This is a genomic window from uncultured Jannaschia sp. (genome assembly GCF_947503795.1).
In the GTDB taxonomy this organism is placed as follows: Bacteria; Pseudomonadota; Alphaproteobacteria; order Rhodobacterales; family Rhodobacteraceae; genus Jannaschia.
Genome location: NZ_CANNEZ010000001.1, coordinates 1554902 through 1578459, shown reverse-complemented (window position 1 = coordinate 1578459; position 23558 = coordinate 1554902). Strand labels below are relative to the sequence as shown.

The 23558-nt window shown below is 68.3% G+C and carries 23 protein-coding genes; 12 read left to right on the top strand and 11 right to left on the bottom strand.

Annotated elements, in window-relative coordinates:
- The first annotated feature begins 1 nt into the window (after position 1).
- A complete protein-coding gene (locus Q0833_RS08300; RefSeq protein WP_298432417.1) occupies positions 2-1027 on the top strand; it encodes a hypothetical protein in 1026 nt (341 codons plus the stop codon).
- Here Q0833_RS08300 and Q0833_RS08295 read toward each other — a convergent pair.
- On the bottom strand, positions 988-3516 hold the full coding sequence (locus tag Q0833_RS08295) for a cation-transporting P-type ATPase (protein WP_298432414.1): 2529 nt from the start codon (positions 3514-3516) through the stop codon (positions 988-990). The genes Q0833_RS08300 and Q0833_RS08295 overlap by 40 nt on opposite strands.
- Positions 3517-3641: 125 nt before the next feature.
- Here Q0833_RS08295 and adhP point away from each other — a divergent pair, with 125 nt between their 5' ends.
- Both adhP and Q0833_RS08285 read left to right on the top strand, forming a co-directional pair.
- The gene (adhP, locus tag Q0833_RS08290; RefSeq protein WP_298432411.1) at positions 3642-4664 is read left to right on the top strand and encodes an alcohol dehydrogenase AdhP; all 1023 of its coding nucleotides are present in this window, start codon (positions 3642-3644) and stop codon (positions 4662-4664) included.
- Positions 4665-4720: 56 nt separating this feature from the next.
- A complete protein-coding gene (locus tag Q0833_RS08285) occupies positions 4721-5332 on the top strand; it encodes an exopolysaccharide biosynthesis protein (protein WP_298432408.1) in 612 nt (203 codons plus the stop codon).
- Between the two features lie 94 nt (positions 5333-5426).
- Here Q0833_RS08285 and Q0833_RS08280 read toward each other — a convergent pair whose 3' ends face one another.
- The 3 genes from Q0833_RS08280 to Q0833_RS08270 form a co-directional block, all read right to left on the bottom strand.
- Positions 5427-6506, bottom strand: a complete 1080-nt coding sequence (locus Q0833_RS08280; protein ID WP_298432405.1) for a tartrate dehydrogenase — start codon at positions 6504-6506, stop codon at positions 5427-5429.
- Positions 6507-7412 (bottom strand): alpha/beta hydrolase, encoded by a 906-nt coding sequence (locus tag Q0833_RS08275; protein ID WP_298432402.1) that lies wholly within the window; start codon positions 7410-7412, stop codon positions 6507-6509.
- A 64-nt stretch (positions 7413-7476) separates the two neighbouring features.
- A complete protein-coding gene (locus Q0833_RS08270; RefSeq protein ID WP_298432399.1) occupies positions 7477-8349 on the bottom strand; it encodes a LysR substrate-binding domain-containing protein in 873 nt (290 codons plus the stop codon).
- 379 nt (positions 8350-8728) lie between these two features.
- On the opposite strand from Q0833_RS08270, the gene Q0833_RS08265 reads away from it, so the two are divergent.
- Genes Q0833_RS08265 through Q0833_RS08255 form a run of 3 tightly spaced genes read left to right on the top strand, consistent with a single transcriptional unit; the run spans position 8729 to position 11171 of the window.
- Complete coding sequence (locus tag Q0833_RS08265; protein WP_298432396.1) at positions 8729-9229, top strand: RimK/LysX family protein; 501 nt, start codon at positions 8729-8731, stop codon at positions 9227-9229.
- Positions 9226-10131 carry a 30S ribosomal protein S6--L-glutamate ligase gene (gene rimK, locus Q0833_RS08260; protein WP_298432393.1) on the top strand — a complete coding sequence of 302 codons (906 nt, stop codon included), beginning with the start codon at positions 9226-9228 and terminating at the stop codon, positions 10129-10131. Before Q0833_RS08265 ends, rimK begins: the two co-directional genes overlap by 4 nt.
- A gap of 56 nt (positions 10132-10187) precedes the next feature.
- The gene (locus tag Q0833_RS08255; protein ID WP_298432390.1) at positions 10188-11171 is read left to right on the top strand and encodes a succinylglutamate desuccinylase/aspartoacylase family protein; all 984 of its coding nucleotides are present in this window, start codon (positions 10188-10190) and stop codon (positions 11169-11171) included.
- Positions 11172-11236: 65 nt separating this feature from the next.
- Here the strand turns inward: Q0833_RS08255 and Q0833_RS08250 are convergent, their stop codons facing one another.
- From Q0833_RS08250 to Q0833_RS08235, 4 genes are all read right to left on the bottom strand, one after another.
- Complete coding sequence (locus Q0833_RS08250; protein WP_298432388.1) at positions 11237-11632, bottom strand: hypothetical protein; 396 nt, start codon at positions 11630-11632, stop codon at positions 11237-11239.
- A gap of 127 nt (positions 11633-11759) precedes the next feature.
- Positions 11760-12725, bottom strand: coding sequence for an NAD(P)-dependent oxidoreductase (locus Q0833_RS08245; RefSeq protein WP_298432385.1), 966 nt, complete (start codon positions 12723-12725; stop codon positions 11760-11762).
- Positions 12726-12788: 63 nt separating this feature from the next.
- Positions 12789-13535, bottom strand: a complete 747-nt coding sequence (locus Q0833_RS08240; protein WP_298432382.1) for a class II aldolase/adducin family protein — start codon at positions 13533-13535, stop codon at positions 12789-12791.
- A complete protein-coding gene (locus Q0833_RS08235; RefSeq protein ID WP_298432379.1) occupies positions 13532-14662 on the bottom strand; it encodes a TauD/TfdA family dioxygenase in 1131 nt (376 codons plus the stop codon). The genes Q0833_RS08240 and Q0833_RS08235 overlap by 4 nt, the downstream gene beginning before the upstream one ends.
- Before the next feature lie 106 nt (positions 14663-14768).
- On the opposite strand from Q0833_RS08235, the gene Q0833_RS08230 reads away from it, so the two are divergent.
- Together Q0833_RS08230 and Q0833_RS08225 are read left to right on the top strand one after the other, a co-directional pair.
- Positions 14769-15686, top strand: a complete 918-nt coding sequence (locus Q0833_RS08230) for a LysR substrate-binding domain-containing protein (protein ID WP_298432376.1) — start codon at positions 14769-14771, stop codon at positions 15684-15686.
- A gap of 415 nt (positions 15687-16101) precedes the next feature.
- Positions 16102-16836 carry a Crp/Fnr family transcriptional regulator gene (locus Q0833_RS08225; protein WP_298432372.1) on the top strand — a complete coding sequence of 245 codons (735 nt, stop codon included), beginning with the start codon at positions 16102-16104 and terminating at the stop codon, positions 16834-16836.
- A 57-nt stretch (positions 16837-16893) separates the two neighbouring features.
- Here the strand turns inward: Q0833_RS08225 and Q0833_RS08220 are convergent, their stop codons facing one another.
- Positions 16894-17094, bottom strand: a complete 201-nt coding sequence (locus tag Q0833_RS08220) for a hypothetical protein (RefSeq protein WP_298432369.1) — start codon at positions 17092-17094, stop codon at positions 16894-16896.
- Positions 17095-17762: 668 nt separating this feature from the next.
- Here Q0833_RS08220 and Q0833_RS08215 point away from each other — a divergent pair.
- From Q0833_RS08215 to Q0833_RS08200, 4 genes are all read left to right on the top strand, one after another.
- Positions 17763-18452: a hypothetical protein gene (locus Q0833_RS08215; RefSeq protein WP_298432367.1), complete on the top strand. Its 690-nt coding sequence runs from the start codon at positions 17763-17765 to the stop codon at positions 18450-18452.
- A gap of 173 nt (positions 18453-18625) precedes the next feature.
- Positions 18626-19750 carry a DUF1611 domain-containing protein gene (locus Q0833_RS08210; protein ID WP_298432364.1) on the top strand — a complete coding sequence of 375 codons (1125 nt, stop codon included), beginning with the start codon at positions 18626-18628 and terminating at the stop codon, positions 19748-19750.
- Positions 19747-20832, top strand: coding sequence for an alanine racemase (locus tag Q0833_RS08205; RefSeq protein WP_298432359.1), 1086 nt, complete (start codon positions 19747-19749; stop codon positions 20830-20832). Before Q0833_RS08210 ends, Q0833_RS08205 begins: the two co-directional genes overlap by 4 nt.
- A complete protein-coding gene (locus Q0833_RS08200; RefSeq protein ID WP_298432356.1) occupies positions 20829-21023 on the top strand; it encodes a hypothetical protein in 195 nt (64 codons plus the stop codon). Before Q0833_RS08205 ends, Q0833_RS08200 begins: the two co-directional genes overlap by 4 nt.
- Before the next feature lie 347 nt (positions 21024-21370).
- On the opposite strand, the gene Q0833_RS08195 is transcribed toward Q0833_RS08200, so the two are convergent.
- Both Q0833_RS08195 and Q0833_RS08190 read right to left on the bottom strand, forming a co-directional pair.
- Positions 21371-21886: a DUF1697 domain-containing protein gene (locus Q0833_RS08195; protein WP_298432353.1), complete on the bottom strand. Its 516-nt coding sequence runs from the start codon at positions 21884-21886 to the stop codon at positions 21371-21373.
- A 346-nt stretch (positions 21887-22232) separates the two neighbouring features.
- Positions 22233-23555: an aspartate aminotransferase family protein gene (locus Q0833_RS08190; RefSeq protein ID WP_298432350.1), complete on the bottom strand. Its 1323-nt coding sequence runs from the start codon at positions 23553-23555 to the stop codon at positions 22233-22235.
- Between the last annotated feature and the right edge of the window lie 3 nt (positions 23556-23558).

The window sequence follows — 23558 nt, the reverse complement described above, 5'->3', positions numbered from 1 at the left end:
TATGACCAACTGGCCTGATGCCAGGCTCTGGCTCGCCTTTGCGGGCGCAGGGACGGGGATCTGGATCGGCGGCACCGCGCTGGCGCAGGCCGCGGACGATCTGGCGGAGCGGCTGGGGATCACGCAGGCCCTGGTCGGCCTCCTGCTTCTCTCGGTCGCGACATCGCTTCCCGAGATCGCGACGACGCTCAGCGGGGCGATACAGGGCGAGGCGGAGATGGTGGTCGGCAACCTCTTCGGTGGCGTCACCCTCCAGACCGCGATCCTTGCCGTTGCGGACGTGTGGGCGCGGGGCGCCATCAGCGGATATCCCAGGCAGGCGGATCACGTCCTGGAGGCGTCGGTCCTGATCGGCATGCTCGCCGTCGGGCTCGTCGCGATCGCATCGGGTGAGCCGTTGGCGGCGGGGCATGTCGGGGCAGGGGCCATCGGGGCCGGGCTGGCCTATGTCGGCGCGGTCGTGCTTCTGCGCCGGTCGGATGTCGCGCGGGCCTGGGTGCCGGTGGATATTCCCGACCCCGGCGAGGCGGAACCGCTTTTGTCCCGCGACCGGCCCGAACTGCCCGTTCTGGCCTTCCGGATCGCGCTGTGCTCGGCGGCCATCCTCGTGCTCGGGCTTGTCCTGATCGCGGTCGCCCGACCCCTCGCGGACCGATCCGGTCTGGGCACGGGTCTTCTGGGCGTGACGCTTCTGGCGGGCGCGACCTCGCTTCCCGAGCTGACGACGACCATCGCGGCGGTCCGGCTCAGGGCCTACGGCCTGGCGATCTCGAACGTCTTCGGCTCGAACCTGATCATGCTCGGGCTTCTGCTTCCGGCGGACCTGCTCTACCGACCCGGCCCGATCCTTCGAGACGCGGGCGTCGTGCCGACCCTGTCGGTGGGGTTCGGCATCCTCGTGACGGCGATCTACCTCATCGGGCTGACGACCCGTTCGAGCCCGCGCGTGGGACGGATCGGCATCGACTCGCTTGCCGTGCTCGGATGCTACGCGCTCAGCCTGGCGGTGTACTGGGTCGCGCGGTAGCGGCGGACCTCCTTGATCGCCTCCGGCACCACGATCAACGGCAGGGCGAGGAGGCCGATCAGCCCCCATTCCGGCCATCCGAGCGGCACCGTCCGCAGCACCTCCTGCAAGAGCGGGACATGCAGCGCGGCGACCTGCGCGCCGAGCGTCACGGCGAGGGCCGCCCAGAGCCAGCGGTTCGATGCCCAGCCTAGGATGCGGTTCGGATTTCGCGCCGAGCGAAAGGCGAAGACGGACACCTTCTCGAAGACGACCATTGCCGTGAAGGTCGCGGACCGGGCGAGCACCTCTCCCTCCGGCCGGAGGATCAGGAAAATGGCGAGCGCGGCGGTCCCGGTATAGAGGCCGAACGCGGCGATGAGACCAACCCCGCGACGATCGAGAACGGGCGCGTCCGGGCGCCGGGGGGCACGGCGCATCTGGTCGGGTTCCACCTTTTCGAGCCCCAGTGCCATCGCCGTGACGCCATCCGTCACTAGGTTCATCCAGAGGATCTGGATCGGAAGGAAGATCAGCGCGCCACCGAGCGCCAGCGCGCCGGTCAGCGCGATCACCTCGCCCGCGTTCGACGACAGAAGGTAGCGGACGAACTTGGTCGTGTTGGCGAACTGGCGACGGCCTTCCTCGATGGCCGCCACGATGGTGGCGAAGTTGTCATCGAGCAGGACGACATCCGCCGCCTCGCGCGCCACGTCTGTGCCGCGCTGGCCCATTGCGACGCCGATATCGGCCTGCCGCAGGGCAGGGGCATCGTTCACCCCGTCCCCGGTCATCGCCACGATCCGGCCCTGGGCCTGCAACGCGCCGATGATGCGCATCTTGTGCGACGGAGTCGTGCGGGCGAAGAGCGCGCCGATTCGCAGCGCGTCGAACAATGCGGCCTCGTCCATCGCGTCGAGCGCGGGGCCGGTCACGACCGTGCCGCCGATGCCCAGTTGCGCGCCGATCGCCTGGGCCGTGACGGGGCCGTCGCCGGTGATCATGATCGGCGTGACGCCAGCGGCGAGCGCTTTGGCCACGGCGCCCCGAACCTCGGGACGGGGCGGGTCGATCAGACCGGCAAAGCCGTGCAGGGTCAGACCCGTCTCGCTCAGATCCTCGCCGGGTTCGGGCCGGGAGGCCAAGGCGAGCACGCGCAATCCGCGCGCGGCCATAGCCTCTGCCGCCGCCGCGGCTTCTGCGAGGGACGCGCCGCCGTCGGTTTCGGTGCAGGCGTCCAGAACGGTCTCGGGCGCGCCCTTCACCAGAAGCGCACGGCCGCCGGGCCCGTCGACCAACACCGCCATCATCTTGCGGTCGCTGTCGAAAGGACGCTCGGCCAGCCGGAAGTCTTCGGGCGCGGGGGCTTTGCGCGCAAGCGCCATGAGGGCGCCTTCGGTCGGCTCGCCGATCAAGGCCCAGCCGTCCGCGGTCTGCCGAAGCTCTGCGTCGTTGCAGCCGCCCGCGACGCGCAGGAGTGCAGGCGCGCCATCGAGCCCGCCGATGCGGCCTTCTGGCGCATAGCCCGTCCCGGCAACGGGATGCGTGCCGCGCGGGGTCCAGAGCTCCACCGCCGTCATCACGTTCTCGGTCAGCGTCCCGGTCTTGTCGGTACAGATCACCGAGGCGGCGCCCAGGGTCTCTACCGCCTGCAGCCGCCGCACCAGTGTCCGGCGCCGCGCCATCGCGCCCGCCCCGAGGGCCAGCGTGACGGTCACCACCGCCGGCAACCCCTCCGGCACGATCGACACCGCAAGCGAGAGGGCGACCATGACCATCTCTCCGAGCGCCCGACCGAGCCAGAGGCCGAGCCCCATCACCGCGAGCGCCACCGCGACGGCGGCGATCCCGATCCCGCGCGCCAAGGCGGCGAGGCTTCGCTGAAGGCTCGTCTGGCTTCGGTCGACGCTGGCCGTCAGACGCGAGATCTGGCCGAACTCGGTGTCGATCCCCGTTCGTGTCACCACACCCTCGGCCCGCCCCGCCACGACGGTCGTGGAGGCCATGAGGGGCGCGTCGACCGCCTTGGCGACGGGCAGGCTCTCGCCCGTGAGGACGCTTTCGTCGACGGCCAGGCTGCGGGCGTCGAGGACCGTCAGATCCGCGGGCACCCGGTCGCCGGCCGTCAACACGACGACATCGCCGGGGACGATGTCCTGCGCGGGCACGCGGAGGCGCTGTCCGTCGCGGACTACGGTCGCCTCGGCCACCAGAAGATCGCGCAAGGCGTCGAGCGTCCGCTCTGCCCGCCACTCCTGCACGAAGCCCAGCGCCGCGTTCAGAACCACGACCACGGCGATCGCGCCCGCATCCAGCGGCTGACCCAGAAGAAGCGCGATGGCGATGGCGGCCAGCAGCAGGGCGACCAGCGGGTCGCGAAACTGGCGAGCCATCACGGTCCACGGGCGCGGCCCGGACGCACGGGGCAGCGCGTTCGGACCATGTTCGTCGAGGCGCGCGCGGGCGGCGGCGCAGGTCAGCCCGGTTCGGGACGTGGGGTCGGTCGTCATCTCGGTTCCCGCGCAGCTTCGCCCCGGTGTCACCCGTTCGTCGCGGGCGAGCCTTGACCCCCGTCAAGGCGACGGGCGATCGCGCGGTTCAGTGTGCCGTCGAACCTTTCTGACGGAGCGACATGATGGAAAAGACGATGAAGGCCGCCGTTGTGACGGAACTGGGCCAGCCGCTCGACATTCGCGAGGTGCCCGTCCCAGAGATCGGGCCCGGCGAGGTGCTCGTGCGCGTCCGTGCGTCGGGCGTCTGCCATACGGACCTGCACGCGGCCGAGGGGGACTGGCCGGTCAAGCCGGGCGTACCGTTCATCCCGGGCCACGAGGGCGTGGGCGAAGTCGCCCGCATCGGGCCGGGCGTCACCCATCTCAAGGAAGGCGACCGGGTCGGCGTGCCGTGGCTCCATACCGCCTGCGGCCGGTGCGAGCATTGCGCCGGCGGTTGGGAGACGCTTTGCGACAGCCAGACCATGACGGGGTATACGGTGGACGGCGCCTATGCCGACTACGTGGCGGCGGACGCGGATTATGTCGGCATCATCCCGGGGGCACTGGACTGGGGGCCGGCCTCACCCGTCCTTTGCGCCGGGGTGACGGTCTACAAGGGTCTCAAGGAGACCGAGGTCCGCCCCGGCCAGTGGGTCGCCATCAGCGGGATCGGCGGGCTGGGGCACATGGCGGTGCAGTATGCCAAGGCCATGGGGATGCATGTCGTCGCGGTCGACATCGCGGAAGACAAGCTCGCGCTCGCCCGCGATCTCGGGGCGGACGAGACCATCGACGCCAGCCGCGTCGACCCGGTCGCCGAAATCGCGACCCATCTCGGCGGGGTGCACGGGGCGCTCGTGACGGCGCCGTCCGAGCCCGCGTTCGCGCAGGCCGTCGGCATGTTGCGCAAGCGCGGGACGCTGGCGCTCGTCGGAATTCCGCCGGGCTCGTTTCCGCTGCCGATCTTCGAGGTCGTCCTCAAGCGGCTGACCATCCGGGGCTCCATTGTGGGCACGCGCGTCGATCTGGCCGAGGCGCTTGCGCTGGCTGGCGAGGGCAAGGTCGAGACCCGGTTCGACTGGGGCGCGCTCGACGACATCAACATGATCTTCGACCGCATGCGGCGCGGCGAGATCGAGGGCAGGACCGTGCTCCGGATCTAGGCCGCGGCGGTCGCGTCGCCTTGTGGCCGGATCTGCGCCGTCTATCCTGCGCGGACATGGAACAGTCGGATCCGCTTCCCCTGCACGGCGTGCTCGCCGCGCTGGCGGCCCGCAATGGCGCGGGCGAAGACGTTCGTCTGGGCGAGGTGCTGTCCCTTGCGGGCAGTCGCGCGCACGGGATCGCGATCCTGCTGCTTGCCCTGCCGGAGGCGCTGCCGCTTCCTATCCCGAGCGCCGGTGCCATCCTCGGCGTGCCGTTGGTCATCGTGACCGGTCACCTCGCGGTCTATGGCGAGCACGGGCGCCTGCCCGACCGGCTCTTGCGCATGGCGGTGCCGGGCAGGTTGCTGGACGCGACCGCGCGTGTCGGCGCTCCCGTCCTGCGCCGTGCCGAAGCCCTTACCCGTCCGCGGCTCGCCGCGATCGCCGGTCGCGAACGTCCGGTCGGCGTGCTTTGCCTTCTGCTGTCGCTGCTGCTGTTTCTCCCGATCCCGTTCATGAACGCATTGCCCGCGCTGCTTCTGCTGACGCTCGCCTGGGGTCTCGTCCAGCGGGATGGGGCTTTCGTGATCGCGGGCGTGGCCGGGGCCGCGGCCCTCGTGGTCACCGGCGTGGTTCTGGGCGATGCGTTGCTCGGTCTTCTCGCGGGAGCTGTGGATCTCCGGTGAGCGGCGCTTCGCGACCGTCGCCGACACGAGCGCTTCGCGCGGGGACAGCCCTGCTTCGGGGGAGAGCACCCAAGTCCAGCACCGCGAAACGCCGTCAGGATCCTTCGATCGCCTTCACGACGGCGTCTCCGGCCGCCCGCGTGGAGGCCGTGCCTCCGAGATCGGGCGTGCGGGCCGCGTCATCGGTCAGCGTGGATTCCATCGCGCTCTCGATCAGGCCCGCAGCCTCGCTCTCGCCGAGATGCTCGAGCATCATCGCGGCCGTCCAGACGGCGGCGATCGGGTTGGCGATGCCTTTGCCGGCGATGTCCGGGGCCGACCCGTGCACCGGCTCGAACATCGAAGGGCTCCGACCGGAGGGATCGAGGTTCGCTGCCGGCGCGATGCCGATGGAGCCTGCGACCGCCGGCCCCAGGTCGCTCAGGATGTCGCCGAAGAGGTTCGAGCCGACGACCACGTCGAACCAGTCGGGATTGGTCACGAAGCGCGCGCAGAGGATGTCGATGTGGAACTGGTCCGTATCGACACCCGGATGCCGCGCCTTGGCCGCCTCGAACCGCTCGTCCCAGAACGGCATCGTGTGGACGATGCCGTTGGACTTCGTGGCGCTCGTCACCTTGCCGCCTTTCCCCATCGCCTTGCGCTTGGCGGCCACCTCGAACGCGTATTCCATGATCCGGTCGCAGCCCCGTCGGGTGAACACGGCCTGCTGATAGGCCGCTTCATGCTCGGTGCCGTCATAGATCCGGCCGCCGATCGAGGAATACTCCCCCTCGACGTTCTCGCGTACGACGACGAAATCCACCTCCTCCGGCGTCCGCCCCGCAAGCGGCGACGGCACACCCGGCATCAGCCGCACGGGCCGGACATTCGCGAAGAGGTCGAGTTCCCGGCGCAACGGGATCAGCATCCCCCAGAGCGAGACGTGGTCGGGCACGCCGGGCCAACCGACGGCCCCGAGGAAGATCGCGTCGTGGTCGCGCATCCGGTCGACGCCGTCCTCCGGCATCATCGAACCCGTGGCGGCATAGGTCTCGCACGACCAGTCGTAATCGACCCATTCGATGGAGCGTCCGACCTGCGCCATCGCGGCGTCGGCGGCGCGGCGGCCTTCGGGAATGACCTCGGTGCCAATGCCGTCTCCGGGTAGGGACGCGATGCGATAATTGGCCATTCAGAGGTCCTCACAGTTGGAAAAGTGGTCGTGCAGGGCCGCCGCCACGGGGCCCGGCAGTTCTTCGGCGAGGTAGTGGCCGCCGGGCAGGGCGCGTCCATCGACGCGTGCGGCACGGCGCCGCCAGAGGGCGAGCGGATCGAAGAAGCGCCCGACCGCGCCATTCTCGCCCCAGAGCACCCGCGTCGGCGCCTCGACCCGTCGGCCTGCGTCCGCGTCGTCATGCGCGATGTCGATGGTTGCCGCCGCGCGGTAGTCCTCGCAGGAGGCGTGGATCGTCTCGGGCGTCCAGCAGTCGAGATATTCGGCGAGGGCCATCGGGTCGAAGAGATCCAGCCCCGGCGATCCGTTGGCCCAGCCGGAGCCGCATTTCAGCGTCCAGAATTTCTTCGGATCGGCCCCGATCATCGTCTCGGGATAGGGCGCGGGCAGCGTGAGGAAGAACCAGTGCCAATAGGCGCGCGCGAAGCCTTCCGTCGTCCCGCGATACATCTCGCGCGTGGGCGCGATGTCGAGGAGGGCGAGCGAACGCACCACGTCGGGGTGATCCACGGCCATCCGGTGCGCGACCCGCGCCCCGCGGTCGTGTGCGCCGACGTGGAACCGGTCGTGGCCGAGGGACGCCATCACCTGCACCATGTCGAGCGCCATCTCGCGCTTGGAATAGGGTGCGTGGTCCGCCGTCGTCGGCGGTTTGGAGGATCTGCCGTAGCCACGCAGGTCCGGAACCACCACGCTGTATCTCTCGGCCAGTTCCGGGGCGGTGAGGTGCCACATCGCCCCGGTCTGGGGATAGCCATGCAACAGAAGGAGCGGGGGCCCCGAGCCGCCGCGACGCCCGCGGATCGTCGCCCCGCCCATGGGGGTATCGGTCTCGATCGCGAAGGGTTGGAAGCCGGAAAACATGCCTCGACGGGCTATCGCGGCAACGGCTTGGCGTCCAATCGCGAAAACCGAGAAGGAATTGCGATCAGTCGACCGCGTCCGGCAGATGCGCGAGGAACGCGTCGAGCGGATCGAACCGCTCCCCGCGACGCCAGACCGCGTAGGTGTCCACGCGAGGCGCGCCCTCGATCGGTCGCACGACGGTGTCCGCGCCCCCGAAATTCGCGATCCAGGCCGGCGCGATCGAAAGCCCGAGACCCGCGGCGACCATCGCCATGATCATGTGCCGCTCGTTGGCCGCTTGCGCGAGGCGCAGGGTGTGCCCGCCCGCGGCGAACCACGCCTCGAGCGTCGCCGCGAGAAGGGGCCGATGCGCCCGGGTGGGCAGCACGAGGCGGCGCGGCGCGATCTCCTCCAGGCGGACGCTGTCCTGGCCCGCGAGCGGGTCGTCCGTGGGCAGGATGCAGACCAGCGGTTCGCGCAGGACGAGGCGCGCAATGAAGGCCGCCTCGTCGCCGGGGTTGCGCGAGAACGCCAGATCGGCGGCGCGATGCTCGAGCGCGTAGAGGGCGGAGGCGGAGAGCATTTCCTCGATGCGGACCTCGACATCATGCGTCTTGCGGAACCGCCGGACGATCTGGGGCAGAAGACCCGCCGTCGCGGAATCGATGCCCGCGATCTTGAGAAGCGTGCCCGTATTCGATGCATCCCGAGCGGCGTGGACCGCGGCATCCGCGTGGGCGAGGGCGGCCAGGGCCTCAGGAAGAATGGCCTCGCCCGCGCGCGTCAACGCGACCGTGCGTGAGTTGCGCGCGAAGAGATCGACGCCAAGATCCTCCTCCAACGCGCGAAGCCGTGCCGACAGGGCAGGCTGCGCCAGGTGAAGCCGGTCGGCGGCACGACCGAAGTGCAGCTCTTCGGCAAGAACGACGACGATGCGAAGCTGCTTGAGATCCATGGTCGCATCGTCTCGGAAACGGATAGGCGGCGCTAGGGTCCTTGGGTTCGGTCGATGGGGTCGCAGGCCGGATGTTCAGGAGATCGCCGGCAGCCGCCGTTCGGACCATTACTCTTGAAATCCGTCCGACTAGCTTGGCGGCAAGTGGGTATGAAGCGGCCGAAAACAAAGGTTCGCGGTGGACGAGGATACCGCGCAACGGCATCCCGAACGGATCAGGGTCGCGACAGACGGGCACTCCGCAAACTCGACCCCATCTTGAACGGAGGCCATATTGCGCGACGCGACGGGCTGCGATCCGTGTATGATGCCGGAACCTCCCCGAGCGCCTCGAATGCGTCGCCCTGAAACACGCTGGCGTTCCTCGATGCCCTTGGGCATGAATACCTTCCATCTGCCGGAACGGAAGATCCACATGCTGACAATCGGCTGGGAGGAGCGCGTCTCTCTTCCCCTTCTCGGCCTGACCGGGCTGAAGGCGAAGATCGACACCGGGGCTCGGACATCCGCGCTGCACGCGACCGATATCGTGCCTTTCGACCGGGACGGCATCCCATGGGTCCGGTTCCACAGCCGCTTCGACGACGACACGAGGGACATCGACGTCGAGTGTCCCATCCACGATCAGCGCAACATCAAGAACACCTCCGGCGTGCCCGAAATGCGCTACATCATCAGGACCCGCTTCGCGATCGCGCGACGGGCCTGGAGGATCGACCTCAGCCTGACAGAACGGACGGATATGACGTTCCGGATGATCGTGGGCCGCACGGCGCTGCGAAACCGCTCGGTGCTCGTCGATCCCGGCGGTCGGAACCTGACGGAACTGCCCAAGACCGACCTCGCGGAACGGGGACATCACGAGAGGACGTCCCCATGAAAATAGCACTGCTCTGCCGCAACGCGAACCTCTACTCCCACAGGCGCATCGTCGAGGCCGCCGAGGCGCGTGGCCACGAGATCCATGTCGTCAACACGCTGCGCTGCTACATGAATATCGCCTCCCGGCGGCCCGAGATCTACTACAACGGCGAACGGCTCGAAGGCTTCGACGCGGTCATTCCGCGGATCGGCGCCTCGGTGACGTTCTACGGGCTGGCCGTGTTGCGCCAGTTCGAGATGATGGGGGTCTACCCGCTCAACGAGAGCGTGGGGATCGGCCGGAGCCGCGACAAGCTGCGCTCGATGCAGCTGCTCGCGCGGGACGGGATCGGGCTGCCAGTCACGACCTTCGCCCACGACCCGAAGGTCGCCGAGGAGGTGGTGGAGTTGGCGGGCGGCACGCCGGTGGTCATCAAGCTTCTGGAAGGGACGCAGGGCCTCGGCGTAGTGCTGGCGGACACCGACCGGTCGGCGAAATCGGTAATCGAAGCCTTCCGCGCGACCAACACCAACATCCTCGTGCAGGAGTTCATCAAGGAGGCGGGCGGCACCGATATCCGTGCGCTCGTCATCGGCGGAAAGGTCGTGGCTGCCATGAAGCGGACGGGCGCCGAGGGCGAGTTCCGGTCGAACCTCCATCGCGGTGGATCGGCCGATGTGATCAAACTCTCGCCGGAGGAGCGGTCTACGGCGGTTCGGGCCGCCAAGGCGATGGGTCTCAATGCCTGCGGCGTCGACATGCTGCGCGCCAATCACGGACCCGTCGTGATGGAGGTCAATTCGTCGCCAGGTCTCGAAGGGATCGAGAAGGCAACGGGCCTCGACGTGGCCGGCAAGATGATCGAACATATCGAGAAGAACGCCAAACCCGGCGCCACGAAGACCCGCGGGAAGGGCTAGTGCCGCGAGAGGCGTTCGAGATCGGCGGGGAGCACGTCGCGCCCGGCACCCGTAGAATGGTCGAGTTGCCGGTCAGCATCCTGTCCGATCATACGCCCGTCACGATGGCCGCCCATGTCGTCCACGGCCGTGCCGATGGCCCGCGCGTCTTCGTTAGCGGCGGCATCCACGGCGACGAGGTGATCGGGATCGAGATCATCCGCCGCCTTCTGCGCGCGCCGGGTCTCAGACGTCTGCGGGGCACGCTGGTCGCCGTGCCGATCGTGAATGCCTTCGGCTTCACCAACCGCTCGCGCTATCTTCCGGACCGCCGCGACCTGAACCGGTCCTTCCCCGGCTCCGGCGGCGGTTCGCTGGCGGCCCGCCTCGCGAATATCTTCCTCACCGAGGTGGTCGCGCGGAGCGATCTCGGGATCGACCTCCATTCCGCCGCGATCCACCGGACCAATTACCCCCAGACGCGGGTCTCTCCCGGCGCGCCTGCCGCGCTCCGCCTGGCGGAGACGTTCGGGGCGCCGATCGTCATGGAATCCGCCATCCGCGAGGGCTCGCTGCGGGGGGCCGCTCGCGATCTCGGGATCGATGTGCTGCTCTACGAAGCGGGCGAGGGGCTGCGCTTCGACGAGTTCTCGGTGCGCTCCGGTCTCGTGGGCATCCTGCGCGTGCTGCACGCGCTCGACATGATCCCCGCCCGCGGCGTGGCCTCCGTGCGCGCGCCGTCGCAGTTCTGCCGTTCGAGCAAGTGGCTGCGCGCGCCCTCCGGCGGATTGTTCCGCGCCTTCCGCTCGGATGGCGCCTCGGTCGCCGCGGGGGACGTGCTGGGTTCGGTCGCCGACCCGTTCGGCGAACGTGAACTCGACATCGTTGCACCCTTCGACGGCATCATCGTCGGACGCGCGGTCATGCCGGTCGTCAACGAAGGGGATTCGGTGTTTCACCTCGGCCGGATCGGCTCCGTTTCTCAAGCCGAGCAGGCAATCGACGACCATTCTTCGCAGATCGCGGACGATCCGATGTTCGACGAGGACGAGATCATCTAGGCGCGCCGTCGTATGTGGCGCGCCGGACGGAGCGCAGCGTGACGTGGCCCGGCCGGAGCCATGCGTCAGATCGTATGTCTCGGCTTAAGAGGCCATCGACCCCAAGGGAGCATGCGCCGTTCCTCGCTCTGCTGCGGAGAGGTTCTGCCGAAGCAGCGTCTCTTGTGGTTAACAACATGACGCCACGCGGCCGCATCGTTACTGGGCTGGGAACCGACCCTCATGTCCTTGCGGTCCAGGTCATCGATCGCCTGCGCCGCGCTCAACTCCAACGCGGCAAGCCCCTCTTGCGCGGCGGCCTCGCGCGCCCGCTCCGGATGCACGCGGGCGGGGGCGAGGTTGCAGCGCGCGGCATGGCTGCCGCGGCCCGAGCGGTCCACCTGACGACACGGCCGCAGCGCCGCCGCACCCCGCCGCCGTGCGCCGGGGCGCAGCCATGCCCAAGCCAGCAGATCGGCCAAGTTCGCCTCTGGGGCCGGAGCGCGGTCGCGAATGCGCCACTCCCAGACGGATCGCTGCTCGGCTTGGGGTCGCGGTCCGACGCATCGGCCCAGCGGCCTGAGAGTTACAGGTTCCGCTTGTCGGGCCTCATACCTGAGCCGCCGCCACAGCCTGCCGGCGCTGGATTTCATAGCCTTCTTCCTCCGGCTCGTCGTCGATAAGAGCCTGCGGAAAGCCGTCGGCGAGGATCTTCAGTCCCGTGGCGTCTTCGAGCCGTTCGATGATCCGGTCCGATTGCGCGCGGTTGCCGTAGCGCCGCTGGCCATCGGCCATGATGTCGATCAGCAGCGGCGAGATCTCCAAGGGCACGTCGCCCTCTTCGGCAAGCTTCTGGAACAGACCGATATCCTTCATGATCAGGTCCATCGTGAAGTTCACGTCCCGTGATCCCGAGAGGATGAGCTGGCTCTCGGTCTCGTGGACGAAGGACGTGCCCGAGCTGATCCGGATCGCCTCATAGGTCGTGGCCAGGTCCAGCCCCGCGGCCTTCATCGTCGTCAGCGCCTCGCACAAGGCCACGAGATGCACGGTGGCGAGGTAATTCGTCATGACCTTGAGCTTCGAGGCGGTGCCGAGCTCGCCGGTATGGAGAATGCGCCGCCCGAGATGCTTCAGGAGCGGCATGACCGCCTCGACAGCACGGCGCGGCCCGCCGGCGAAGATCGAGATGTTGCCGGTATCTGCCCGGTGACAGCCGCCGGAGACGGGACATTCCACCGCCGTGGCGCCGGTCGCTTGCACCGCGGCGCCGAGCCGCAGGATCTCGTCGGCATCGGTCGTGGACATCTCGATCCAGGTCTTTCCCGGCCCCATCTCGGGGAGCATCTCGGCCACGACGGCAGCCGAGGCGGCAGGCGAGGGCAGGCACGTGATGATCACGTCGCAGGTTCGCACCATTTCGGCGGGAGAGCCGCCGGGGGCCCCGCCCCGCGCGACGAAGTCCGCCACAAGAGTCGCGTCGAGATCGTGCACCTGCAAGGAATGGCCGTTGCGCAGCAGGCTCCCCGCCAGCTTGCCGCCGACATTGCCCAATCCGATGAACCCCGTGGTCATGATGCTCTCCCTCGCCGCGGCGTCGCGCACTTTTCCCATGTCCCGATCAATGCCGGATCATACTCAGTCGCGATAGTTCGGTTCTTCGCGGTCGAGCACCGATTTGAGGTGATCGAAATGCGCATCCGCCATTCCGGCATAGGCCCGCCAGCCCTCCGCCGTGCGGCGTGCCACGTCATCGGACATGACGCCGAGCGGCTCGCCCGATCCGTGGGCGAGAAGGATCGTCCGGGCGGCCTTCTCGAAGAAATAGAGCTGCTCGAAGGCCTGCGCGACGGTCGTCCCCGTACAGGTCAGGCCGTGGTTTGCCATGAGCAGCACCGAACTGTCCCCGAGGGCCGAGACGATCCGCTCGCCCTCCGCGGCGTCATCGGCAATCCCGCCGCAATCGGGATCAATGGCGAGATCTCCGAAGAAGCGCGCCGTGTTCATGTCGACCGGCGGCAAGGCCGGGTCTGCGAGCGCGGCCAGCGCCGTGGCGTAGGGGGGGTGGCAATGGAGGACGACCCGGATATCGGGCCGCGCGCGGTGCAGCGTTCCGTGGATCGTCCAGGCGGATGCGTCGGGCGCGCCCGGGTCATCCATCACGGACGGGTCGTCAGCGTCGAGCAGCAGCAGGTCGCTTGCGCGGATTGCGGAGAAGTGTCGCCATTTCGGGTTCATCAGGAACCGGCGTCCGTCGTCCGAGACGGCGACGCTGAAATGGTTGCCGACGGACTCGTGCCAGTCGAAGCGCACGGCCAGCCGGAAGGCGGCGGCCAGATCGACCCGCAGCGAGTGGATCTGGTCCTCGGGTGCGGTGTCCTTCACGCGAACCGGCCTTCTGAGACCATCGCCCGGTAAAGCCCGCGCAACTCGCCCCGGTCCGTGTACGTCCCGCGCAGATGGCGTTCGCCGCTCGTGGCGGAATAGGCGGCGCGGCCATGTACGATCCGGTGGTTGTCGAACGAGATGCATTCCCCGGCGGCGAGCGTGAAGCGCATGACGTATTTGTCGCTTTGAAGCAGTCGCCCGAACTTGACGAACGCGGGATAGTAGCTGTCGAGCAGCCTCTGAGGCAGGTCGAAGATGTCGGCCATGTGCTGGCTGATCGTCACGCCCGCCACTTCGCCATTGTGGTCGAGTTCGATGACCCTCTGGCGCGCGCGCATGTCGATGCCGTCGTGCTCTTTGTAGAACGGCACCTCGGTCTCGGACAGAAGCCGGAACGCCTCGGGGTCGCTTTCGCGCAGATCGTTGGCCACGGCGGTGCCGTCGAGGAACAGGTTCCGCCCGCCTTCGACGCTGTTGCGCCGGCAATGCAGGTACTGGATGCCGGGCGAGAGTTCCTCCGCCGGGACATCCGTGTGCAGCTCCAGCGCCTTGGACGTGTAGGCGAGGTTCGTCGGCTTGATATGAGTCCGAACGTCGAAATAGGCCCCGAAGAAACTCGGCCGGATGGCGCCCAGCAACGAGGCCGTCCGGGTCAGTCCCTCGTCCGTGTCGGGCATGTCCGTCACGATGGCGACGCCCTCCACCAGCAGAGCCTCCATCCAGCGTTGCCGTTCGTCCGAATTCTCGAGAAGAGCGGGGTGCGAGACGCGGGTGATGTCGGCGTAGTGATCGGCATACCACGGCCTCCGCGGAAGGTCGGCCGGATCGGCTCGACGTGTCCCGGCGGCGTATGGCCTCAGAAGGTCCAGCGGATAGCGGGAGACATGATCCTCGCCCGCCCAGCGGATCACGAGCGCGCCGGCGTCGATCCCCGCCTCGGCGGGGCGGGGCGTCGCCTCGTGGTGGAAAACGTCGAAGCTCCGCTCCCGCGTCTCGGGATCGAAGGAGGTCGGGCAATTGTCGCGCAGCCACCATGCATTGAAATAGGCCGGTCCCGTCTCTGGCAGGTTCACCGTGAGCCCATTGTCTTCCAGAACCACCGCTTCGATACGCGCGCCGTCCATCGCTCCGCCCCTTCCCGTCAGGTCGATTTCGGGACGAGGCTATGCGGTGGCCTTGCGGCGGAAAACGGCGATTGCGCTAAATGAAGTATTAGCGAATGCTTATGCTATGGAACACGATCTCCCACCGCTGAGATTGCTGACCGCCTTCGCGGCGGTCATCCGGGCGGGCTCCATCCAGGCGGCCGCGGCGGAGTTGAACGTGACCCAACCCGCGATCAGTCAGGCCGTGAAAAAGCTGGAGGACTACATCGGCCTGCCGCTGCTGGATCGCGGCAGCCGACCTGCACGGCCCACCGAGGCGGGCTACGCCGTCGCAGCGACAACGACCGAGGGATTGTCGAAGATCGCGGACCTTCTCGACAAGCTGCGGCAGACAGGCTCCGAGCAGGACAGGTCCGTGACCGTCGCATGTTCCGTGGGGGTCGCGACCTACTGGCTGATGCCGCGCCTGTCGCTCTTCTACCGCGCGCATCCCGACCTCCTGGTCAACGTCGTCACCACGCAATCCGGCGTACCGGCCCTCGCCGACGGGAACGACGTGGCGATCCGCTACGGGCATGGGCGGTGGAGCGACGGCGACGTGCAACATCTTTTCGACGAGGTGGTGGACCCGGTCTGCGCCCCGTCCCTGCGCGACGGTTTCGGCGATACGGTTCCGCCGAGTGGGGTGTCGCTCGTCCATGTCAGGACCAGCGAGACCTCCTGGCTCACATGGGCGGAGTATCTCAAGGCGACCGGCCAGGCTCCGGTGAGAGGCGGGGGGCAGTCCTTCACCAACTACGTCCAGGCCACACAGGCCGCGCTCGAGGGGCGTGGGATGCTGTTGGGCTGGCGGTCGATTACCGGGGCGCTGGTCGCCTCGGGGGCGCTGGTTTCGGCGGGACTGCCCGTCATGTCGCCGGGACAGGGCTTCTACCTCGCGCGCCGCCGCAAGAAAGGTGGAGAGGCGACCGAGCGGTTCGCCAGCTGGCTGCGTTCGAGCGCGCGCGCGGAGTACGGTCCGCGACGTGGCGGCTCCGACTGAGCCGCAGCGGCACGATTGCGGCGCTATTATCCCCGGCCGCAGCCCGCGTCATGTGGGAGCCATCCGGAATCGCGGACCCTGGGAAATGGGGACACGCTCGATGAGAAGCCGACCCGGTGTCGTCCAATACGGTTCACCGTCTCAGGGATGGCGGACCGCGCCGCAGCAACCCGGCAGGTCGGTGAATGGCCGCGTCAGCCCGTGCCCCGCGTCAGTCACCGAGGATGGCCCACGCTCGCTCGGCGAGCGCGGATATGCGGCCGCGCACGGGTTCGGTGGCCTTGGGATGCATCAGCACGCGACCTTCGCCAGACCATCGACCACAAAACGGTGCGGGCAGATCGACATGCTCTCCCAAGCCGCATAGTCCGGACCCGAAGGACCCCACCGGGGGTCCGGGGCAGTTCGGAGGCTCATGGCGTTCATCGAGACGAGCCCGCTTACCCGGAAGCTCTCCGCCTTCGTCGCGCTGTCGCAGGTCGAGCTTGATGTGCTCAAGCAGCTTCACCGGCGTCGCCGGTCCTTCGTCGCGGGACGGGACATGGTCTATCAGGGAGAGGCCAGACAGGCCGCATATATCCTGTCGGCGGGCTGGGTGTGTTCCTACAAGCTCCAGCCCGACGGAACGCGGCAAATCGTTGATTTCCAGGTCCCCGGCGACTTCCTTGGGGTTCGCAGCGTGCTGCTGCGCACGTCGGATCACAGCTTCGAGCCGATTGGCGACATCGAGGCGGCCGAGGTGCTGGCAGAGGACCTGCTGGAGGCCTTCGCACGGACGCCACGCCTCGCGACGGCCATTCTCTGGGCCGTGTCTCGTGACGAGGCGATGGTCGTCGAGCACCTGGTCGGGATCGGCCGGAGAGGAGCGGACGCGCGCATGGCCCATTTCCTGCTGGAGCTCGCCTCGCGGCTGACGCTCGTGGGACTGGGAACGCGGGAGGGATACGACTGTCCGTTGACCCAATATCACCTCGCGGACGCGCTGGGTCTCAGCGCGGTCCACGTTAACCGCGTCCTGCGACAGCTCCGCGAGCGGGGGCTTGCGACATTCCGGGACGGGCGCGTCACCTTGCACGACTATCCAGGGCTGGTCGAACTCGCGGGCTTCGATCCGGCCTATCTCGACCATGGGGGCCCGCTCTTGCGCTGAGGGACCGTCCGGCGTGTCGTGGCGGCCGGTCCCATCGTCGCATCAGCCGTGCGTGCCCTACATCAGGACGCGGCTCGCCTCCTTGAGTTCCCGGTGGACCGTGTCCTCGTCATCGGCTTCCTGCGCCTTCTGCGCCGCCTCATAATGCTTCAACGCCGCATCCTTCTTCGATCCTTCGGGGGCCTTGTCCCAAGAGGCCTTGACCGAGGCCATGTGCTTCTCGGCCTGGCTCTCCTGGCTCTGGTTCTCGTCGCTCATCTGAATGTCCTTCCTCTTGTGGGTCATGGGAAAGCGAGGGCGCCTGACGGAAGGACCCTCACGGGCCGACGCGTCATGCGCCCCCCATACTCGTCACGGGAACATCGGCCGAACGGATGGCCGATCGCATGGCTCCTGCGCGTCTTTCGTCTCCGCCGCACTGACGCAGGTTAGCCCGCATCGCACGTTCCGAGCGGCAGGGGGGAGGGCCCGGTTTCCACGGTGCTAACCTGGATCAGTGCGGCCGTTCTCGACGCTTCCTATGGAGGGGTCTGGACCCGGCAGGGCGCGGTGCGGCGCTTCGGGTCGACAGGTCTTGGCGCGAATGGACGGATGGCGATCACGTCGCGCCGGACCAGAGCTCGGCGCCACTTTCATCATTGCGGCACGACCCGCGAGCCGCGGCGCCGACCCCGCGCTGCAGATGCAGGTCAGGCGACGATTTGGATGTCCGTTGCGCCAGAGCGAAGCGGCGCTTTCCCCCGCTGAAGGAGACAGCATGACGATATCCGGTTGGCCGAAACCCGGCTTGCAACGCTCGTTGATCGCGGCGGACCTCGATGTCTCTTAGGGCTCTATGTCATGCCATCCTCAGGGCCTGCCTACGTCCAATCCTCGCGGCGATGGTCCTCGCCATCTGGGGGTCGGCAGGATGGGCGCAGGAGGGTATGGCTCCGATCCCCGAGAACGCGGTGGCGCGGAGCTTCGGCGGTGGCTGGGAATGCGACCGCGGCTATCGCCGCGTCGGGACCGACTGCGAGGCGGTGATCGTTCCGGCAAACGCCTACGCGACCGACCGGACCTACGGCACCGGTTGGGAATGCGCGCATGGGTTCCGACAGGTCGAGCGCACCGGCTGCGCTGCGATCACGGTTCCGGAAGGCGGCCATCTCGACCCTTCGGGACGGCGGTGGAGCTGTGATCGTGGCTACGTAAAAGTCGATGATATCTGCCTCGAGGTCGTCCTTCCGCCGAACGCCTATCTGGCGGACGGGACGGGCATATCCGGCTGGCGGTGCGACCGGGGCTACGAGGTCGCAGGCGACGGCTGCGCCGAGATCGCCATTCCCGAAAACGCCTTCCTCACCGGATCGCGCTTCGGAGAGCCCTGGACCTGCGCGCGGACATTCGTGGCGCGCGGCGACGGCTGTGAGCTGGTCCCGATCCCCGACCATGCGTTCTTCGTCGAACGAAGCTACGCGCCGAGATGGGCGTGCAAGCGCGGCTTCGAGAGGATCAGGGACCGCTGCGCCCGGATCGACTTGCCGGCCCACGCGCATCTCGACCGGTCCGGCAACGGATGGGAATGCCATCGCGGCTTCCAATGGGTCCGGAGCGCCTGCCGCCGCATGGAATAGCGCGCCCGTCCGGCGACGCGCCCATGACCGCGGCGAACATTCCTACAGCGAGGCGGCGCTTTCCCCGTCGGAGGAACCATTGCATGTCTAAAAATCAGAACGGCCAAATGCCGAGTCGCCACGCCACGTCGGCGGGCCGCGCCCTGCCGCGTCGAAGGCCGCTTCCCGCCGTTATGTCGCCGCTGCAGGCCGATCTGCACGGATCCGGCCGTCAGCCGCCCAACGCCATCGTCTATTGCGAGGGCAAGTTCGGACAGATCGACGGCAAGACCGCCAACGGACTCGTCCGCCATTGCGACGCATACCGGATCCTCTCCGTCATCGACGGCACCAAGGCGGGTAGGGACAGCGGCGAGGTTCTGGACGGGGTGGCGAACGACATTCCCGTCCTCGCCGACCTCGATGCCGCAATCCATTGCGAGGCGGTCACGCCGGACGTTCTGATCTACGGGAAGGCGCCATCGACAGGGCGGCTGTCGCGCATCGACCGCGCCGTGATCCTCGATGCCATCGGGCAGGGCATAAACATCGTCAGCGGCTTGCATGAATATCTAGGGGACGATCCCGAGATGTCCGCCGCCGCCGAGGCCAGCCAGGTCTGGATCCGCGACATGCGGCGGCCCAAGCCCGCGCGCGAGATGCGGCTCTTCGATGGCAGCGTGGGCCGCATCGGCGCGATCCGCATCGCGGTGCTGGGGACCGACTGCGCCATCGGCAAGCGCACCACGGCGACGATCCTGACGGAAGCGCTGCGCGCGGCGGGCATCGCGACCGAACTGGTCGGAACCGGGCAGACCGGCCTGATGCAAGGCGCGCGCTGGGGCGTGGCCATGGACGCGGTGCCGCCGCAGTTCTGCGCGGGCGAACTCGAGGGCGCGGTTCTGGCGGCTTGGGAGGCTGAGGCTCCGCGGGTCATCGTGATCGAGGGCCAGGGCGCGTTGAGCCATCCGGCATTCTGCACCTCGGCCTTCATCCTGCGCGGCAGCCAGCCCGACGGCGTCATCCTGCAGGACGCGCCCGCGCGCCCACATCGCTGCGACTTCCCGCAGATGCCGATGCCCGATCCGGCGGACGAGATCGCGCTGATCGAAGCCTTCGGGGCCACGCGCGTCATCGGTCTGACCCTGAACCACGAGGGCTTGGCCCCGACCGAGATCGCCGGTGCGCTCGAGCGCCTGTCCGGCGCGCTGGCGCTTCCGGCGACCGATGCGTTGACCCGGCCCGCGGCCGAACTCGTCGACATGGTCCTGTCCGCCTTCCCGAGCCTCGGCCAGCCCGTTCCCGCGGTCATGGCGTGACAACGCCGCGCGTCGAGGTCGATCTGGCGAAAGTCACGGGCAATGCACGCAGTCTCGTCGCCCGCCTGGCCGCGCGCGGGATCGGCGTCACCGGCGTCACCAAGGGCGTCGGCAGCCATCCCGCAATCGCCCGCGCGATGCTGGCGGGCGGCGTGACCCGGCTGGCCGATGCGCGCGTGTCGGGCCTCGAGCGGATGCGCGCGGCCGGGATCGACGTGCCGATGGCCCTGATCCGCACGCCGATGCTCAGTCAGGTGGACCGTGTCGTCCGGGTTTGCGACGTCAGCCTGAATACCGAGGCCGATGTGATCGATGCGCTCGCCCGCGCGGCCCGGCGCACGGGCCGCCGACATGGGATCGTCCTGATGGTGGAGTTGGGCGACGGGCGCGAGGGCATCCGCCCCGCCGCCATCCGGGTCGCCGCCCGCAAGGTCGCGGCGACCGATGGCGTCGTGCTGCACGGCCTCGGCGCCAATTTCGCCTGCCTGTCCGGCCGCCCACCCGACCGGGCGGCCATGGCCATGCTCTCGTCGCTGGCGATGGCGGTGGAGGCCGAGCTCGGCCTCCCGCTGGCGACGATCTCCGGTGGCGGCTCGTCCAGCCTGCCCTGGGCGCTCGGATCGCGCGGGCCCTCCCGTATCGACGACCTTCGACTGGGCGAGGCGATCCTGCTGGGCCTCGACCCGGTATCAGGCGCGGGGATCGACGGGCTCGCGACCGACGCGTTTGCGATCGTGGCAGAGGTGATCGAGACAGTCGCTGCGCCGGGACCCCTTGCGACGCCCCGACCAGATTGCGGCCGCGAGGCGATTCTCGCGCTCGGACATCTGGACGTCGACATCAACGGCCTGGTGATGCCGGACCGCCTGACGCGCATCGGCGCGACGAGCGATCACCTCGTCGTCACGGCACGGGGGCCGGCGCTCGCCGTCGGCGACGAGATCGGGTTCCGACCGAGTTACGCCGCCCTGGCGCGCGCCATGACCGCACCGGACATGACCGTCGTGGCCGGCGAGGGTCTTCAACGCCCGCCGACCGTTCAACCCCACCGATGTGACTCCTCGACCTGGACCGCCGCGTGAACGGCAAAATTGCGGTCGCCCCTGAGCGCGGGATCGGACCAGAGAACCCGGCCAGAGGCGACATCCCCAAGATCCGCAAATGCCTGCGATGCCAGGGCGATCACGACAGCAGCGGCTTCACCGATCGCATCTGCCGCCAATGCAAGGCGAGCGCAGCCTGGCGCAACGGCGTCGCGACCACCGCCGACTGAGCCTTCGACAAGGTGTTTCGAAGAAATTCGCTTGCGGCGCTTCTGGGCACGACCTTGCGCTGCAAGTGAGCCTTGCGACGCCGATTGGATCACCGCCTGTCCGGCAAAACGCCAGACAAGGCTGGCCTGGACGAGTGGCGGACCCTGCCGCTCAGAAGGCCTGTCGAGAATGAATGGCAGATTTGGGTTGGCAGCTTGGGCCGTTCCGGTGGGGTCTGGAAACGCCTGAAGAAGCGCTTCCGTGGCCGAAGCTGACCCGAACGAGATGACGATGGCGTTCCGGCCCGGTGTTACCGGCGCGCGCATGCAATCGGCACATCTTCACCCTGCTACGAGAGTTGAGCGCATCATTCGCGTCTACCAACCATGTCCGCGAGCTTGGCGACCGTGTTGACGTTGCGCATCGTGCCGTCAGCCATGGCGGGAAGCCGCAGCTTCGTTCGGCCCATGCCCGAGGGATAGTGAACGAAGACCTCGCGGGTGCCGAGGGCAATCTCTTCGTCCGCGTGCCACTTGGCGGCGTCGCACGTATCGGGCGGCGGGGCGGCATCGAGGAACAGAACGCCGACCTTGCTTCGCTCCGCATCGGGGAAGGGGTTGGCGGCGAGGATTGCGCTCATCTCCTCGGCCGTTCGCAGGATCACCCCGACGGGCCTGCCCGCATAGGCTTCGAGCCGGGTCTCCAGCGCCGTCTTCACGTGATCCTGTCCGCGATCGGTCTCGAATACGAGGTTGCCGGACCGGATGTAGGTCCGCACGGCACCGAAGCCTTCTGCCTCGGCCATCGCGCGCAGCTCGGCCATCGGCAGTTTGCTGGTGCCTCCGACGTTCACGGCGCGCAGAAGGGCGATGAGCGTGTGCATCGCGAGAGCCTACACGCCCTCCTTGGTGGAAGGAACGCCACGCGGGGTAGACCCCGGCGGCTGCGAAATGCCTCCGAGCCACGGTGACGGTCCAAGCTTTGTGAGGCCTGCAGGGCTGGGGCGAGCTTTCCGAGCTACGATGCACCTCTCTTCGTCACCCTTCGTTTCCGAAAATCGACGCTGTCGTCTATCGAAGGTCTGCTCGAGCTGATCCGCCTGTCGGGGTTATCGACCTGGCGAGGACGCTCGGCGTCTTCGTCACTCGTCCGGTCTTCCGCTTGGATCAAACCCGCGTCCCCCGGCGCGGACGCTCCGAGGATCAAGGCAGGCCCGAACCGTTCGGCTCTCAATCGAAAACAGCTGTCATCGCCCGATCCAGCTTGTCGACAACCTCGCCGATCTGATCGTCGGTCATGATGAAGGGTGGGGCGAGCAGGACGTGGTCCCCGTGGCGTCCATCGCGCGTGCCCGGCATCGGATAACAGATCAGACCTTCGGCGAAGGCCGCCTTCTTGAGCTTTCCGGCAAGCCCCCTGGTGGGATCGAATGGCGTCCGTGCGCCGCGGTCGGCGACGAACTCGATCCCCCAGAACAAGCCGCGTCCGCGGATGTCGCCCACATGGGGCTTCTGCGCGAAGCGATCGCGCAGGGCGGCCTCGAACCGGTCGCCGATCTCGCGGACGCGGGGGATGAGGTCCTCTTCGGCCAGTTCCTGCAGGACGGCGCGGCCCGCCGCCGTCGCGATGGGATGGCCGAGATAGGTGTGGCCGTGCTGGAAGAACCCGGTGCCCGCGGCGATGCGGTCGTAGATTGCATCGGTGCAGAGCATCGCTCCGATGGGCTGATAGCCCGCGCCCAAGCCCTTGGCGATGCACAGGATATCGGGGGCGATGCCGTCGGCCTCGCACGCGAAGAGATGGCCTGTCCGACCCATGCCGCACATCACCTCGTCCAGGATCAGAAGAACGCCGTAGCGATCGCAGATCTCGCGGATGCGGGTGAAGTAGTCGGCCACGGGCGGGACGGCGCCGAGGGTTGCGCCCACGACCGACTCGGCGAGGAAGGCCATGACGGTGTCGGGGCCGAGCCGCAGGATCTCGTCCTCCAGCTCCTGCGCGGCGCGGGCGGCATAGGCCTCCGAGGTCTCGTCCTCGGCGCGCTCCGCGTACTCGTAACAGGGCGCGATGTGGCTCACGTCGATCAGGAGCGGGGCGAATTGCTGGCGGCGCCAGGCGTTGCCGCCCACGGCCAGCGCGCCCAGCGTGTTGCCGTGATAGCTCTGCCGCCGCGCGATGAGGTGCCGCCGCTCGGGCGCGCCGTTCTCGATGTGGAACTGTCGCGCCAGCTTGATCGCCGCCTCGACGGCTTCCGATCCGCCGGAGACGAAATAGACCCGGTCGAGATCGCCGGGCGCTTGGGCGATCAGCATGTCGGCCAGCTCCTCGGCCGGATCGGTCGTGAAGAAGCCGGTATGCGCGAAGGCGAGCGCGTCGGCCTGGTCCTTGATCGCCTGGGTGACGCGCGCGTTGGAATGGCCCAGGCAGGATACTGCGGCCCCGCCGGAGCCGTCGAAGTATCGTTTGCCGTCCGCGTCGATCAGGTAGCAGCCGTCGCCGGCGACCGCGCGGGGGATGTCGGCGTGGCAGTGGCGCGGGAAGATATGGGACATGGG